This is a genomic window from Blautia sp. JLR.GB0024 (assembly GCF_037000545.1).
Taxonomy (GTDB): domain Bacteria; phylum Bacillota; class Clostridia; order Lachnospirales; family Lachnospiraceae; genus Blautia; species Blautia celeris.
Window position 1 is genome coordinate 156,990 of the sequence record NZ_JBANBF010000010.1, and the last position, 16,504, is coordinate 173,493.

Sequence of the window (16,504 nt, forward strand, 5' to 3'; positions counted from 1 at the left end):
AAAATGAAATACAGAAAATTATTGGCAGGAATTATGGCGGCTGTAATGACAGCGGCAGCAATCAGCGGATGTTCCCAGCGTCCACAGGAGAGCGGAAAGACAGAAAAAAGTGAAACAGAAACAAAGAAAGAAGACAATGCGTCAGACGATGGAGAGGCAGCAAAGAGTACAGGTGTCACACTGGAATTTCAGCACAATATGACAGGCGTAATCACGGATACGATCGAAGAGGTGTGTAATGATTTTACTAGGGAAACAGGAATAGCTGTTGAGGTATCTGCGCCGGGAACGTACGGTGAGATGATCAAAGCAAGAATGGCTTCCAATGATATGCCGGATTTATTCTCTACCCATGGATGGTCAACATCTTTATATGTTGAATATCTGGAACCCATCAATGACCAGCCATTTGCGGATAAGATTGTGGATTCCATTAAAGATATGATAACGGATGCAGAGGGAAATATGTATGTGCTTCCTGCAGATGCGGACTTGAGTGGAATGACTTTTAATAAGACGGTGTTGGATAATGCAGGTGTCAATGTGGATGATATCCAGACATGGGCCGATTTTGAAGAGGCGTGTCAAAAAGTAAAAGACAGCGGCAAAACGCCGATTCATGTGGGAGGAAAAGATAACTGGACAATCGGAACCATGCTGGATCTGATCGCACCAACGTTCCTTACAAATGATGAGGAAAAAGGATGGGGGAAAGCACTTCTGGATGGCAGTTTTGACTGGAATAACTGGGAACCTATCAGTGAAATGGTAAAAAAATGGAGCGATCAAGGATTTTTCAATGTAGACTGTCTGACTGCAGATTATATTACAAGCTGTAAAGCGCTGGCACAAGACGAAGCTGCATTCACCTTCTACACGGGAAAAGCGGTGGCTGAGGCCCTGCAGACAAATCCGAATGCTGATTTGGGAATTATGCCGATTCCGGCATCAGAAGAGGGACAGGAACCATGTATGATCGGCGGTGAAGATCTGGCCGTAGGCGTATGGAAAGACAGTCCTCATAAGAAAGAAGCATTGGAATTACTGAACTATATGGCCCGCCCTGAGGTATGTTCCAAATTAGCCGCAGCATGCGGTATGCCTGCAGGTCTGGAAGGTGTAGAGAGTGAGACAGGTATATTACAGCCTTATTATGAAAAATACATGAATGCGGGCATCTTAACGATTCCATACTTTGACAGAGTTTATCTGCCAAATGGGTTGTATGATGTAATGTGCACAACCGGAACAAGTATATTGGCCGGAGAAAAAGATGCAGTTGAAACTTCAGTAAATAATATGAAGCAGACTTACGAAGAAAAACTTGCACAGCAATAGTAAAATCAGATACAGGGGTGCTGTCTGTGACAGCGCCCTTTTTAAAAGGAGGGGAATGGCAAGATGAAAAAAGGCAGGAAATCTGTAATTAATATTTTTTACATTCCGGCTATACTGTTGTTTTTATTTTTTGTTATTTATCCGTTTGCAGAGGGAATCAGGATTTCATTTACCAACTGGAATGGCTATTCACAGAAATATACCTATGTGGAATTTGCAAATTATATAAAACTCATTCACGACAGTAATATATTAACAGCGCTGAAAAATACTCTGATTTATGGAATTGGCAGTACGATTATTCAAAATATTCTGGGATTAAGCTATGCAATATTGTTAAATACCAGAATCAAAGGAAGAACGATCATCCGTACAGTAGTGTATGCACCGGTTATGATATCAGGCCTGGTCATGGGATATATTATGTATTTCCTGGTGCAGTATGACGGCGGTGCGATCAATGATATTATGGCAGCTTTTGGACAGGCTCCGGTAGACTGGCTCAGCAGCGGCAGCAGGGCTGTGATCATAATGACATTGATTAACAGCATACAGTATGTGGGAATATCCATGGTAATCTATCTGGCCGGCCTGCAGAATATATCTTCCCAGTATTATGAAGCCGCAGCAATTGACGGTGTGAGCAGATGGCAGCAATTCCGTTACATAACCGTTCCGCTTCTGATTCCTGCTATTTCTTCCTCCGTAACCTTAAATCTCATCGGAGGGCTGAAGTTGTTTGATGTGATTCAGGCTCTGACAAAAGGAGGACCGGGATACTCTTCCCATTCACTTTCTACGCTTGTTGCAAATCAGTATTTCCAGGCTACAAATGCGGGATATTCTGCTACGATAGGGCTGTTCTCATTTTTACTGATCATGATACTGAGTAATGTGGTGACTTCTTATTTCAATAAGAAGGAGGTATATATGTAATGGAAAATAAAAAAATACGAAAAAGAAACTGGTGGCTCTATTTGATAGGCGCAGTAGTTATTATTGTACATATCATTCCTATCTATATCCTGGTGGGGGTGGCAGCCAAATCTTCCATGGATACCAGTTCCAGATGGATCATGCCCGCTTATATTGAATGGAATAATTTTAAAGAAGCCCTGGATGGAGGAAACATGCTGATGGCCTTAAAAAATACGGCTGTTATCACTGTGTTTTCTGTTGTGTTTATTACTTTGATCGGTGCCTTTTCCGCTTATCCCCTGGCAAGAAACCGTTCCAGATTCAATATGGGAGTAAAAGGATTTATTCTTGGCATTATGATGATACCGGGGCTGAGCATACTCGTACCCCTTTACAGCACTATGGTAAAAATACACGGGATCTCAACCTATTGGGGGATTATCATTGTATTAGTTACCTTTAATCTGCCTATGAGTATCTTCCTGTTTTCCAATTTTATTGCAGGGATACCGGAGGCATTGGAAGAAGCTGCCTTTATTGACGGATGCGGTCCTATTCAGGCTTTTTTCCGGATCATTCTGCCGCAGTTAAAGCCTGTGGTAGCCAGTGTTGTGATCCTGACAGGAGTTGGATGCTGGAATGATTACCAGTTTTCCTTATATTTTCTTCAGGCCCCCAAACTTAAAACAATTACCCTGGCAGTTGCCAGCTATTTTTCCCAGACAGCAAATAATATGAATGCGGCCGCAGCTTCTGCACTGCTGGGGGTATTGCCGGTTCTGGTGATTTTTGTATTTTTACAGAAGTATTTTATCCAGGGTATGGTCGACAGTGCAGTGAAATGATTGGAAACAGGAGAAGGAAAGTATGGAAAAATATATTGATGATAATTGGAAAATATCCAGTAATTTTCCGGCAGAGTATAAGACAGAGGTGCTCTGTAATGAAAAGAATGTAATCTGCAGGGAAGTGGAATTTTCCTATGCGCCGGAGAAAGAACAGCAGACAGAACGGAAAATCATGGTAGAGTTTTCATTTCCTGTTCTGGATATAAGCGGCAGATGGTATCCTGCCTGTGGGTTTGACAGGTCAATAAAGGCAGACTGGTTTCCGGGAGTGGAGTCTATGACCTCTATCTCTGCTCCTGTTATCTGTTTTTTTAACGGAAAAGGGAAGAACAGACATACCATAGCCTTGTCTGAAGTGAAACAGAAAGTAAACATGCAGTACGGCATTCATGAAGAAGATGGAACCATGTTATGCAGAATCAGTATGGTTCTCCCAAGAGGTTTGTTCCCGGAGAAATATAAGCTTAAAATATGGGAAAGCCGGGAGAACGAGCCATACTGGGATACACTGGCGGGAGTGAGAAAATGGTGGGAGAGCGCTCCCGGATGGCGTATGATGAAAGTCCCCGAGGCGGCAAGAAATCCCTTTTACTCTTTCTGGTATTCTCAGCACCAGTCGGTGAACGCAAAGAGTGTGGAGAAGGAGTGCAGAATGGCCGCAGCATTAGGATTTTCCACTGTTATCATAGATGATGGATGGCAGACGGATGATAATAACCGGGGTTATGCATTCTGCGGAGACTGGGAACCGGCAGCAGATAAATTTCCGGATTTTTCACAGCATGTAAAGAACGTTCAGGATATGGGACTCAAATATCTTATGTGGTTTTCTGTTCCGTATGTTGGAAAAATGTCGCGGGCATGGGAGTTATTTAAAGACAAATTACTGTATTGGAATGAATTTCAGCAGGCCGGAATTCTGGATATCCGATATCCCAAGGTGCGTGAATACCTGAAGGGTATTTATGGGAAAGCAGTGAAGGAATGGGGAATCGACGGACTAAAGTTGGATTTTATAGATGAATTTTATCTTCATCCGGATAGCCCGTCCTTTTCCGAAGGAATGGATTATGCGGATGTGCAGGAAGCGCTGGATGTCCTTTTGACAGAAGTAATGGAGGAGCTTACTTCTGTCCGGCCGGATATACTGATTGAGTTCCGCCAGAGATATATCGGTCCGCAGATCAGAAAGTATGGGAATCTGTTAAGGGTTTCCGATTGTCCGGGATCTGGCATCAGCAACCGGGTGGGAATTGTGGATTTGCGTCTTCTTTCAGGGAAGACAGCAGTTCATTCAGATATGTTGATGTGGCATGAGGCGGAAACCGCCCAGGATGCCGCGCTGCAAGTGCTGAGCTGTATTTTTTCCACGGTACAGATATCAGTAAGTTTGGATAAGCTTACCGAAGAAATGAAAAAAATGTTGCTATTCTGGATGGCGTTTATGCAGGAGCATAAACAGCTTTTACAGGAATCCCAGATCAAGCCTCAGGAACCTGAGAACCTTTATCCGCAGGTGATGGTGGAGGATGAGAAAATACAGATTTTGGTACAGTACAGCAGAGGCAGAACTGTTGATCTGCGCCGGCTTCATAAGTGTATGTATTATATTCATGCAGTAAAAGAGGAAGAAGTCTGTATACGGCTGGATGTCGATTCGAGAACTGTTTACGAGATACGAAATTGTATGGGAGGGATAGTAGAAGAAGGGGTCTGGGATGCTGTTCCTGTGACGGATATTGTGGTACCCACAGGGGGAATGGTTAAGTTTTTACATGAGAAATAAAGGACAGAAATAGAAGATTTAAAAGCCGGGGACTGCACGGAGCTGCTTATATGAGCTGCTGTGCAATCTCCGGTTTTTGTCTGTTTTTAATAAGGCAGAGACTATGCTTTTTCTATTGCACTGTAGAACAGATAAGTTCCTTTTGTTACCTGCTGTTCTTTTCCATCAATAACCACAACAGCATCCACCGGCGTAGTGATTTCATACCGCCATACATTTCCTGCCTTTTTCCATCCGGAATAGATTTTTCCGTGGCGTGTATCCAGAGTTACGGATAACCAGTCAAGTCTTTCATCAGGGACGGGTGCTATCTTTACCTTCTCATAACCCGGAAATTCAGGAATTCTCCGGATTCCCCCGGCTACACTGTAGATCCAGTCAGCCACGGAACCGTAGGCATAATGATTGAAGGAATTCATATCCGCACTCCAGAAGTTTCCGTCAGGCATGATCCCATCCCAATGTTCCCAGATTGTTGTTGCGCCTTTTGTGACCGGATACAGCCAGGAGGGGTATTCTTTTCTAAGCAGCAGGCTGTAGGCAAGTTCTGAATAGCCGTAATCACTCAGTACATGCAGGATATAGGGCGTACCGACGAAACCGGTCTGAAGCTTTACACCGCATTCTTTTATCATAGACGCAAGCTGATCAGCGGCAGCCCGGCAGTCTTCTGCAAGGTGGAAATGGGCAGCCAGAATACATTCCGTCTGTGTCTTGTACTCTGGATAGGCTGTCCGGAACGCAGCCACGATCTTAGTATACAGTTCTTCATACTCTGCCACATCTTCACCAAGCACTTTTCCGGCTTCGATCACCAGTGAAGTGGAATAGGCATAGAAAGCGGAAGCGATGAAATCCTCCCGCGTAGAGCCCTTATAGCTTCCGGATGGAGCGTCGAGACCCAGCCAGTCTCCGTAATGCGTTCCCCCTGTCCACAGATATTCTGTCTCTGTGTGAGTCGAAATATAGGAGATCCACTTCTTCATGAGGGTGAACTGAGAGGATAATAATTCCTTATTACCGTATGCAAGGTAGAGTTCCCATGGACAGATCGCTGCCGCGTCACCCCAGGCGGAACTTGCCGGTTCCTCAGAGAGCAGGTCGGGAATCACGTGGCCGACTCTTCCGTCCGGGCCCTGGTCTGCCATCATATCTGCAAGCCATTTGGTGTAGAATTTTTCCGCATCATAATTCATGCAGGCTGTGCGGATGAATACCTGTGCATCCCCGGTCCATCCAAGCCGCTCATCTCTCTGGGGGCAGTCTGTGGGCACATCCACAAAATTACCTTTCTGTCCCCAGATGACGTTGTCGAAGAGCTGGTTCAGCAAGGGATTAGAGCAGTTGAAATACCCGGTCCGACGCATAGCGGAGTGTATCACTACTGCTGTGAAATTTTCCGGTTTTGCAGCAGATGTACCGCCCGGGAACTGATCGATCCGTATATAGCGGAAGCCGAAGAAGGTAAGTTTTGGCTTGTAGGACTGTTGTCCGTCACGGCAGATATACAGGTATTGGGCTTTGGCTGTTCTGTAGTTTTCCGTATAAAAACAGCCTTCTTTATCCAGAACCTCGGCATGGGAGAGTTCAACCGTTTCCCCGGCTTTGGCAGTAAGATTGATTTCTACATAACCGGTGATATCCTGGCCGAAGTCAGCCACGATCTCTCCTTTCGGTGTGGTAAAGATACGGATAGGAGCCAGTCTTTCCTGTTCCCGGATCTCTTCACCCTGCTGGGGAATCAGGGTGTGTGTCGGGCCTTCAAATGCACATACAGGTTTGGCGGAACCGTAATCCCGGCTGCCGCTGCCTGCAGAAGAGCTGCCGCACTCCATTGAGGCGTCATAGATCTCCCCGTCGTAGATTTCCGAAAAGCGGACAGGGCTTTCCGTAAATGTCCAGGTCTCATCCGTTACTGTGTATTCCACAGAACCGTCCTCATAGGTGATCTCCAGTTGGGCGAGAAGTCCTGCAGGGCTTTTTTTCAATTCCTCCTGGACGGAGGATTTACTCCAGCCGGGCATAGGACTGCGGTACCAGCCTTTTCCCACGGTCACGGAAATATGATTATCTTTTTCCAGCAGATTTGTAATGTCATAAGCCTGATACTGAAGACGTTTTTCATAAGAAGTCCAGCCAGGGGCCAGGACAAATTCTCCCACGCGGCTTCCGTTCAATACCGCTTCGTATGTACCAAGGGCAGTTATAAAAAGTCTGGCAGTCTTTACCGGTTTTTCCAGAAAAAAATATTTTTGGAAAAGGGGGCAGACATCCCCTGTGTCCGTCTGTGGTTTGATCCATTTTGCATACCATTCCATTGAAGAAGTACCTCCGTTTTTCTTTTCTTGACTTTCATGATATCAGAGAATAAAATGGAAAGAAACACCTGTATTTTACTAAAATAGGGGGTGAATTTGTCTTTATGGATAAGTCGGTTACCATACATATCAGGGAAGTGTCAAAAGAGGAACAGGAGCGGCTGGTCATGATGCCATACCAGCAGATGGATATGGAAAGCCATAACCATGATTTTTTTGAGCTGGTTTATGTGATGAAGGGGACAGCTGTGCATACTCTGAATAAGGAGGAAGGGGTTCTGACAGAGGGCGATTATTTTATCATGGATTACGGCAGTGTACACAGTTACGCGAAAAGTGAAGATTTTACACTGGTCAACTGTATTTTCCTGCCTGAGGTCATAGATGAAACCATGACGGGGTGCCGTTCTCTGGATGAACTTCTTCATGGGTGTCTGATCCGATATTATGCATCCATATCCGGGGAGACTCCGGTAGACCGTATCTTTCATGATGAGGATGGCCGAATCAAACAATTGATCATGGGGATGCTGGAGGAATACCAGGAGAAAAAAGAAGGATATGCGGAGGTGTTCAGATGCAGGCTGATCGAGCTGTTGATCCTGACTCTTAGAAAAGGCATTCATAAGAAACCCAGGCATCCAAAACACAGAGCAGTTTTGGAAGTGATTCAGTACGTTGACAGAAATTATCAAAATTATGTTAACCTGGGAATGTTCTGCCGGCAATATCATTATACATTGTCTTATATCAGCAGAATATTCCGGCAGGATACAGGCCTGTCTTTTCGGGAGTATCTGCAGAAGGTCAGAATAGAGAAGAGCTGTCAATTGCTGGCGGGCAGTGATATGCGGATTGGGGAGATCGCCCGGGCAGTGGGATATGAGGATAAAAAGTTTTTTAACAGCATTTTCAGAAAAATTGTAAAAATGACGCCCAGGGAGTACAGAAGTCTTTCGGCAGTGAAAGGATAACTGCCTGTCTGCCCAATCTGTTTTTAATGTTTTTGCTGAAGAAACCCTTAAAAAGCTTACAAATTTGAAAGCTAACAAAACTGTAAGCATATAAAATTATATAAAATTGCAGCGATTTATGGAAAAGTCGCTGCAATTTTTATTTTGCTAAAAACAGTGATTTTAAGAGAAAAACAGACAATTTATGATACGAAAAATTGTATTTTGTTTAGGAAAATTGCAAAAAAATTGAGAAAAGTTGTTTAATGGGGTAATGCATATTGTAATGCAAAATAATGTAGAATCTCAAAACGACCGGATATTATTGAGTGGGAGAGGGAAAATCATGAGAAAATGGAAAATTGCGTTTATTGCATCCTCAGGGGGGCATCTGGAAGAAATATCAAAATTAAAGACAATTGAACAGCAAAATGACTGCTTTTTAATAACGGAAAAAAGTGACTTTGAATTAAAAAACTTTTGCAGCAGAAAATATATGACTTCCCAAACCAACAGAAAACAGCTCACCTTTCTGCCGAAATTTTTCTGGTTGTTTATAAAAGCAATTTATATACTTTTGATGGAAAAGCCGGATTTCATTATAACAACCGGAGCTTTGATCGCATATCCCTTTTGCGTAATAGGGAAACTGATGAGCACTAAAATAATATATGTGGAGTCTTTTGCAAGGGTCCAGACCCCCTCTTTGACAGGGAAACTCTTGTATAGCTTTACGGATTTGTTTATTGTCCAATGGGAAGATATGCTGAAATTATATCCGAAGGCCATGCTCGGAGGTGGGATATTTTGATTTTAGTTACATTGGGCACCCAGCAGTTCCAGATGAACCGGCTTGTAGAGGCGGTTGATAAGATCGCTCCTCAATTAGAGGAAGAAGTATTCATACAGACAGGTTCTTCTGCTTATGTACCGGTAAACTGCCGTTATGCAGATTTTGTTGACAGCGAAAAGTTTAATGGGATGATAGAGGAATGTTCCATTTTGATCACGCATTCAGGAGTAGGCTCCATTATGTCGGGTCTGTTAAAAGGAAAGCCGGTGATTGTTGTCCCACGGTTAGAAAAGTATCATGAACATGTGGATGATCATCAGCAGCAGATTGCAGAAGCATTTGCAGGCAAGGACTGTGTTTTATACTGCAGGGACCTGGACAGACTGCAGGAATATATAGAAGAAGCAAAAAACCATAAGTTTGCCCCTTATATAATTCAGGGTGGAAAAATTGAAGATATTATTCTTGATTACCTTAAAATTTTTGAATAGCGGGCAATTAAAAATAATGTTATAAGAGAGAAACTTGAATGAATAGAAAAAATAGCGGAGCAGAGACAAATGTACTGCAGATTTGTCTTGATATTGCGGTATTGGCAGGGGCCTTTGCAGTGGAATATTTTATTTTTTTTAACAAGATAAGTAAGACGGAGGCGCTATATTGCCTGACAATGGTAGAAGCGTTTGCAGTGATCTACATTCTGTCCAACAAGGAAGCACGTATTTATAATGTTACCTTGTTTTTTTATCTGGACAGGTTTTACCGGATCATAACAAAATCCTGGGGTCTGGCTGCCGTTACAACAGCCATGGTTTTGTTTGTCTTTAATCCGGGAAAGAATATCAGAAGATTCTATTTTGTTTTTCTGATGATTTCTTATTTTCTTCTGAGTATAAATATCATTTTCAGCAGACTGCTGCAGTTTGTAAAATGCAGCGCTCAGGCACCGCGTGCAGCTTTTGTAGGAGTCTTTGATGAATATAAGAAATTCACTTATTTTCTCAATAAGACCAGTATCAGGCTGAACGAAATAGGGTATATTCTGAGGGCCGGAGAAGAAGCAAACGGGATGTATAATGTTCTGGGATATTTAGAATCACTGGAGGAAATTATACGGACCCATGAAATTGACCAGATTTACTTTATTCAAAGGAATCATGAGAGTATATCTGAGATACAGCAGTATATTGATATATGTATGGAGATGGGAGTGACGGTCAAAGTAGTGATCGACTCTTCTGCACGGCGAAGGCTCAGCAGTTATGTCAGCTCGGTAGGCACCTATCCTGTAGTCACCTACCATACCATCACACTTAACAATTATGAACAGTTTTTGAAAAGAGTCATGGATATTGTAGTCAGTATATTGGGGATCATAGCAGCCTGTCCTGTTCTGCTTGTCACTGCGGCAGCCATAAAACTGGATTCACCGGGGCCTGTTATTTTTAAACAGGTACGCGTCGGGAAAAATGGCCGTCACTTTCATATGTATAAATTCCGCAGTATGTACACCGATGCGGAGGAGAAAAAAAGAGATTTATTGGAACAAAATGAGATGACAGGCGGAGTTATGTTTAAGATCAAGGATGATCCCAGAATAACAAGAGTGGGAAAATTCATCAGAAAAACCAGTATAGACGAACTTCCTCAGTTGTTCAACGTTTTACAGGGAAGAATGAGCCTTGTGGGAACAAGACCGCCTACACTTGATGAAGTGGGAAAATACCGAAGGAGCCAGTGGCGGAGAATCAGTATTAAACCGGGGATCACAGGAATGTGGCAGGTAAGCGGGAGAAATGATATAACGGATTTTGAACAGGTAGTAGAACTGGATTTGAAATATATCGACAACTGGTCCCTGTTATTGGATCTTAAAATATTGTTTTGCACCGTACATGTTTTATTTGAAAGAAAAGGTGCATATTGAACAGGAAAATAATAGGAGACGGCGTGAGATGAAAAATAGAATCATATTGGATTCACCGCTGATAGAGGGAAACCGTATTACATACAGCTATCATGCAGAGGGAGAATGGCAGAAGGTATTTCGGCCGGAACAACCGTTTTTTGTGGAATATTCTGCTGACATTTCAGAGATACCGGAGAGTATAGCAGTGATTCCGTTTTTATGTAACACACTGCCGATTTCCTGGGTCTGGAATGCGGAAATACAGGTCCCTTCCTGTGACTGGGATTTTTATCATTGTATAGAGGCAGTTAAGCAGGGATATAAGGATATGTATCCTTCGGTCAGGTTTGCCGGAACCTTCACTGCATACAACATTATAAAAAATGAAAATCCAAGGAATAAGGGCGCAGCCGCATTCTTCAGCGGAGGAGTGGATGCTTTTCATACACTGGTGGAGCATCTGGAAGAGAAACCGGTTCTGTTAACCGTATGGGGAGCAGACATAAAGTTTGAGGATGAAACCGGATGGCAGAAAGTGTTTCATCACCTGGAGAAAACAGCAGAGGAATTTCAGCTTGATTATGTGACTATTAAATCAAGCTTCAGGCTGTTTTTAAATGATGATGAATTAAATAAAAAAGTTGTGGAAAGTGGTGATGGCTGGTGGCATGGGTTTCAGCATGGAATTGGGATCATAGGCCATGCTGCACCTATTACCTGCCTGATGGGAAAATCCACAGTATATTTTGCATCTTCTTTTACAAGTAAGGAAAAAGGAATCATTACCTGTGCTTCGGATCCCACGATTGATAACCATCTGCGTTTTTGCCAAGTTAAGGTTGTTCATGATGGATATGAGTTTGACCGTCAGGATAAGGTACATAATATTACTTCTTTTTCCGGGAAAACAGGGATTGCCATTCCTCTGAGAGTATGCTGGCAGTCAGACGGCGGCGAAAATTGCTGTGAATGTGAGAAGTGCTGGAGAACGATTCTGGAGATTACCGCAGAAGGCGCGGACGCCAAAGAATATGGGTTTCCTTATACAAAAAAGCAGCTGAGACAATTTCCGAAAATCTATTATGACAAAAGAAATATTCCGCCCTATCGAAGAGACAGCGTTTACAAAAGGGCACAGGATACCATGAGACAAAAGATTGAAGTTACAGTACTGCCAAAAGAGCTGCAGTGGTTTTATAAGATGGATATAAAAAAATTAGGTTACCATCCAATCTATCAATTCCTGTCCGGATGTAAACGAAAAATAAAAACCATCATAAATATTAATAAGTAAAGGATGGATCGCGGAAGGTAAGAATGGGAACAAACAAAAAAACAATGATCAATGTTATCTGCAGCCTTATGGTTTTGGCTGCAAATGTGATAATCAATTTTTGGCTGTCTCCCTATATCGTAAAAAATATAGGAGTGGAGGCTAACGGATTTATAACACTGGCAAATAATTTTGTGACATATGCACAATTAGTGGCAGCGGCTCTGAACAGTATGGCAGCCCGCTTTATCTCTATTTCATATGTGCAGAAAGATTATAAAAAAGCAAATCTCTATTATAATTCAGTCTTTTGGGGGAATTTGATCATTACTGTGCTTTTTTTGATACCCGCAGTGTTTACGATTGCCAGACTGGAAGTCATGATCCGGATTCCTGAAAATATTATATTTGATGTTAAAGTGTTATTCAGCTTTGTGTTTTTTAACTTTTTGCTTACAACAGGGGTTCCGAACTGGGAATGCGGAACTTATATTGCCAACAGGCTGGACCGTTCCTATATTCCGCAGATGGGGACAGCGTTGTTCCGCTGCCTGTTTCTTTTCTTGATATTCACTGTCATGGCCCCAAAGGTTTATTATGTGGGCATGGCTTCTTCCGCGGTGACGGTGCTTCTGCTGCTGTTTAACTGGTATAATACGCACAAATTGACACCGGAGTTAAAAGTTTTTCTGCGTCCGAAGGAGATGATCTGTTCCAAAGATGCAATACAGAAACTTGTTGGCTCAGGAATCTGGAATACAATTTCTAATGTGGGAAATATACTTTTGAGTGGTTTGGACCTGATTATCTGTAATTTATTTCTAGGAGCAGCAGCTATGGGGATATTGTCTTTATCGAAAATACTGCCGAATTACATGCAGCAGTTATCGGCGGCTATTCGTGGTGCATTTGCCCCGGAGCTTACCATTAACTATGCAAAGGGCGATAAGACGGCAATCTTTCGTGACATGAACCGGGCCATGAAGCTGACTTCCATTGTCATGACCATACCCATTGCAGTCATAGTTGTTTTAGGGGACAAGTTCTTTCAATTATGGGTTCCTTCTCAGGATGCGGAATTATTGCAGATATTGTCAGTGCTGTCTATTTTAGGATACATGTTCACCAGTGGAATTCAGATACTTTACAATGTTTTTACAACAGTGAACAGAGTAAAAGAGAATGCGGCTGCCATGTTGATAAGCGGATGTATATCCTGTCTGATCACTCTTATATTCGTAAAATTTACGGATTTTGGTATTTATGCAGTGGCAGGGGTGAGTACGGTATGTAATTTGGCCAGAAATATGGTATTTACACTGCCGGCTGCATCAAAATATCTGGGTTTTAAGTGGAACAGATTTTATTCTCAGGTGGCTATGACAGTAGGGTCATCAGGAATTTTGATTTTCGTTGGTTTTTTAGTTAAGAGAATCCTTCCTGACGGCTCATGGCCAGGATTGATTTTTTCAGCGGTTGTTTTAGGCGGTATTGGTCTGCTTATAAACATTGCTGTTATTTTGGAAAAAGATGACCGGCAGTATTTGCTTGAATGGATCAGGAGTAAAATCTCCTGAAGCGGATGGCTGCCGGACATAGAGATAAGATCTATGGTGATCAATAAATGAAATCCAGCTCTTTCATTTTTTGAAGAAATTTTATAACAGCAGAAGTACATTCCTCTTCTGAGACTTCATAATCTTCCATAAGTCTCTTAATAATGTCCCCCACCGTAATTTCCGTCTGTATTAAATTCCAGATATCATTACCGGCACCTTTGATCATAAAATACTTTCCGGAATCAAAGTCTACCATGACTTTTTCACCGGATAAATCTGTTACATTCAATTTTTTCTTCAGTTGTATTATGGTATATTTATCCATTGTTTACCTCCATGTAAATGAATTTATTATAAAATTATTGTACCTTATTTTAAGAAAAGCGGCAAGGAATTAATTAGATAAAATAATAAAAAACAATAAAATTAGTGATAACATTACGAAAAACATTAAATTATCAATTAATTATTGCAAAGTAATGTTATTTGCTGCTGCCGGAAACGTTTCCAAAAGAGGAGGATCTTATGTCTGCAATATGTGGCGCTGTCAGTCTGAATGGTAAGAAGATCGGAGCAAAAGAGTGCAGTATCCTGAAAAGCGCATTTTCCGACTGTGTGATTGACCGGTGGGAAGAGATAAAAGAAGACGATATCTATATGGGGTGCGGAATACAGTATTTTACCAAAGAAGCTGTAAGTGAGCAGTTACCCATAAAAGCGCAGGAATTTTTTTTCGACGCGGACGTTATCCTGGATAACCGCAAAGCATTATTAAAGCGCCTTCATTTTGAAGAGCAGGATGCTGTGACAGATGGCAGACTGTTATACCTGATGCTTCAAAAATATGGGGAAAGCTGTCAAAATGATCTGCTGGGAGCATATGCTGCTGTCTGGTATGACAGGAGAAAAAAAGAAGTCACGGTTCTGGCAGATGCCGTTGGCTACAGGTATGTGTATTACCTGATCCGCGACGATGTGTTTTATTATTCTTCTCTGATGAGACCTTTGGAGGAGCTGTGCGGTGAGCTGAAAATAAATGACCGGTGGGTGGCAGATTACATAGGGCAGGATAATCTGAACGCATTTACAGAGGCGGAAGAGACACCGGTTTTGGGGATTTACCGTACGGCTCCGGCCGGATTCCTGAAAATTACGCAGAAAGATATTAAGAAACGCTGTTACTGGCAGCCTTATCAGAAAAAGAAAAAAACAGTGTATAAAAGTGATAAGGAGTATAAAAAGCATTTTCTGGATCTGTACAGAGAATGTACAGCCTGTCTTCTGCGTTCTCCGGGGGAAACAGCCGTTTTATTAAGCGGAGGTTATGATTCCACTTCGGTTGCCTGTCTGGCAGCAAAGGAACTGGAAAAGTGCGGAAAAAAGCTTTATTCCTTCACCTCTGTACCTTTTCACGGGTATGAACCGGACTTGGGGAAGGGCTATATCACGGACGAGACAGAACTTGTTCAAAAAACGGCAGATGTGGTGGAGAATCTGGAATGTACCTTTATGAACATGCCGGAAATGAACTGCTGGTATGACAGAAAAAAATATATGAGGATTTCGGAGATACCCTATAAGTCGCCTCAGAATATGCTTTGGATTTATGAGGGGATGAGACAGGCATACGAGAAAAATGCAAGGATTATGCTGGGCGGTATGTTTGGCAACGGAACGGTTTCTTTTGATAATGCGATGGTATATCTGGCCTGGCTTTTCAGGAGGGGAAGATGGATAACCCTGTACAGGGAAGTCTGCGGAATCAATAAAAAACTGCATTTTACGAAAAAAAGCGTTCTGCAGACAGCTGTGAAGGATTCTTTTCACAAAAAAGTGAAAAAGGCAGACAGAGAAGCCCTGTTCGGGAAATCTTTTGTCAGAAGGGACTATCTGAAAAAAAACGGCTCGGACAAAAGGCTGCTGCGGCTGGATAAAAAAATCCAGAAATGCTCCTATTCCCATAAGGCCTATCAGCAGGCATTCCTCACAGCAGATACTCTGCGTCATTACGGAGAGTATATGCAGAAAAATTCTCTGTTTACAGGAGTGATCATGCGGGACCCTACCAGGGATAAGAGGATGATCGAATTTGTGACCTCCCTGCCGTACGGACAGTTTACCCATAATGGTGTCAGGCGCCGTCTGATCGCTGAATATATGAAGGATATTGTGCCGGCTCATATTCTGAAAGAAAAGGGCATGGGAAGGCAGAGCGCAGATTTAAAACAACGCCTGCTTCCCTTCAGCAGTCAGATTGAAGAAGAGTGGAAGGAAAACTACAAAAAATTCTCCGGCAGCACCTGTATTGACTGCAAAAAGGCACTGACAGGATTGGAGGAAAAGGGGATAAAGGATATGACGGATTTTGAGATTGTGCGCCATATTTTTACTAATATATTATTGGAATATCTCGAAGCGAAAAAGTCTTACAATGTTGATAGAAGAGTTGATTAGTGATTTTAAACAGGATAATATAGGTAACACAAAAGGAGGTGACAAGTATGAGAAAAACGTGGATAATACCAGATGTAGATGTTCTGGACGTAAAGGAAACAGCCTTTGGCGTAATGAATCCAAACAACCCTGATTCAGAAAAAACTGCAGTGACAGATGATCAGGGAAACATTTTAGGATGGAAACAGGAATTCGGTGAGGCTGCTGCATCTCTTTAATTTCAGTATAATGTATTTTAGTAAAAGAATGACTGCTGGACTACAGGGGGTCATTCTTTTTTTAAAAAGTAAATCTAACAATATTGATAGAAAACTTGAATCATATCTGTAATGAGCATATGATGTAACATATAAAA

Annotated in this window: 14 protein-coding genes; 12 read left to right on the forward strand and 2 right to left on the reverse strand. The window is 42.3% G+C overall.

Annotated elements, in window-relative coordinates; translation table 11 throughout:
• Nucleotides 1–3: 3 nt before the first annotated feature.
• The 4 genes from V8Q34_RS20070 (at nt 4) to V8Q34_RS20085 (ending at nt 4,890) form a co-directional block, all read left to right on the forward strand.
• Nucleotides 4–1,338: an ABC transporter substrate-binding protein gene (locus tag V8Q34_RS20070; protein ID WP_148392611.1), complete on the forward strand. Its 1,335-nt coding sequence runs from the start codon at nt 4–6 to the stop codon at nt 1,336–1,338.
• A gap of 63 nt (nt 1,339–1,401) precedes the next feature.
• Nucleotides 1,402–2,274, forward strand: coding sequence for a carbohydrate ABC transporter permease (locus tag V8Q34_RS20075; protein ID WP_033141102.1), 873 nt, complete (start codon nt 1,402–1,404; stop codon nt 2,272–2,274).
• Complete coding sequence (locus tag V8Q34_RS20080) at nt 2,274–3,101, forward strand: carbohydrate ABC transporter permease (protein WP_033141103.1); 828 nt, start codon at nt 2,274–2,276, stop codon at nt 3,099–3,101. Before V8Q34_RS20075 ends, V8Q34_RS20080 begins: the two co-directional genes overlap by 1 nt.
• A gap of 22 nt (nt 3,102–3,123) precedes the next feature.
• Nucleotides 3,124–4,890, forward strand: a complete 1,767-nt coding sequence (locus tag V8Q34_RS20085) for an alpha-galactosidase (protein ID WP_052099413.1) — start codon at nt 3,124–3,126, stop codon at nt 4,888–4,890.
• A 101-nt stretch (nt 4,891–4,991) separates the two neighbouring features.
• Here the strand turns inward: V8Q34_RS20085 and V8Q34_RS20090 are convergent, their stop codons facing one another.
• Complete coding sequence (locus V8Q34_RS20090) at nt 4,992–7,208, reverse strand: alpha-L-rhamnosidase (RefSeq protein ID WP_335836184.1); 2,217 nt, start codon at nt 7,206–7,208, stop codon at nt 4,992–4,994.
• Between the two features lie 104 nt (nt 7,209–7,312).
• Here V8Q34_RS20090 and V8Q34_RS20095 point away from each other — a divergent pair, with 104 nt between their 5' ends.
• The 6 genes from V8Q34_RS20095 to V8Q34_RS20120 all read left to right on the forward strand — a co-directional run bounded on the left by V8Q34_RS20095 (nt 7,313) and on the right by V8Q34_RS20120 (nt 13,713).
• Nucleotides 7,313–8,182 (forward strand): helix-turn-helix domain-containing protein, encoded by an 870-nt coding sequence (locus tag V8Q34_RS20095; RefSeq protein WP_335836185.1) that lies wholly within the window; start codon nt 7,313–7,315, stop codon nt 8,180–8,182.
• Between the two features lie 325 nt (nt 8,183–8,507).
• Nucleotides 8,508–8,972 (forward strand): PssD/Cps14F family polysaccharide biosynthesis glycosyltransferase, encoded by a 465-nt coding sequence (gene pssD / locus V8Q34_RS20100; RefSeq protein WP_033141106.1) that lies wholly within the window; start codon nt 8,508–8,510, stop codon nt 8,970–8,972.
• Nucleotides 8,969–9,445, forward strand: coding sequence for a PssE/Cps14G family polysaccharide biosynthesis glycosyltransferase (pssE, locus tag V8Q34_RS20105; RefSeq protein ID WP_103733254.1), 477 nt, complete (start codon nt 8,969–8,971; stop codon nt 9,443–9,445). The genes pssD and pssE overlap by 4 nt, the downstream gene beginning before the upstream one ends.
• A 38-nt stretch (nt 9,446–9,483) precedes the next feature.
• Nucleotides 9,484–10,881 carry a sugar transferase gene (locus V8Q34_RS20110; RefSeq protein WP_033139338.1) on the forward strand — a complete coding sequence of 466 codons (1,398 nt, stop codon included), beginning with the start codon at nt 9,484–9,486 and terminating at the stop codon, nt 10,879–10,881.
• Nucleotides 10,882–10,909: 28 nt separating this feature from the next.
• Nucleotides 10,910–12,157 (forward strand): hypothetical protein, encoded by a 1,248-nt coding sequence (locus V8Q34_RS20115; RefSeq protein ID WP_244805938.1) that lies wholly within the window; start codon nt 10,910–10,912, stop codon nt 12,155–12,157.
• A 23-nt stretch (nt 12,158–12,180) separates the two neighbouring features.
• Nucleotides 12,181–13,713 carry a lipopolysaccharide biosynthesis protein gene (locus V8Q34_RS20120; protein WP_335836186.1) on the forward strand — a complete coding sequence of 511 codons (1,533 nt, stop codon included), beginning with the start codon at nt 12,181–12,183 and terminating at the stop codon, nt 13,711–13,713.
• Nucleotides 13,714–13,753: 40 nt separating this feature from the next.
• On the opposite strand, the gene V8Q34_RS20125 is transcribed toward V8Q34_RS20120, so the two are convergent.
• Nucleotides 13,754–14,020 carry a PqqD family peptide modification chaperone gene (locus V8Q34_RS20125; protein ID WP_033139340.1) on the reverse strand — a complete coding sequence of 89 codons (267 nt, stop codon included), beginning with the start codon at nt 14,018–14,020 and terminating at the stop codon, nt 13,754–13,756.
• A 200-nt stretch (nt 14,021–14,220) separates the two neighbouring features.
• Between V8Q34_RS20125 and V8Q34_RS20130 the strand changes: the two genes are divergently transcribed.
• Both V8Q34_RS20130 and V8Q34_RS20135 read left to right on the forward strand, forming a co-directional pair.
• Nucleotides 14,221–16,149, forward strand: coding sequence for an asparagine synthase-related protein (locus tag V8Q34_RS20130; RefSeq protein WP_118743308.1), 1,929 nt, complete (start codon nt 14,221–14,223; stop codon nt 16,147–16,149).
• A 47-nt stretch (nt 16,150–16,196) separates the two neighbouring features.
• A complete protein-coding gene (locus V8Q34_RS20135) occupies nt 16,197–16,367 on the forward strand; it encodes a hypothetical protein (RefSeq protein ID WP_156120797.1) in 171 nt (56 codons plus the stop codon).
• The last annotated feature ends 137 nt before the right edge of the window (nt 16,368–16,504 follow it).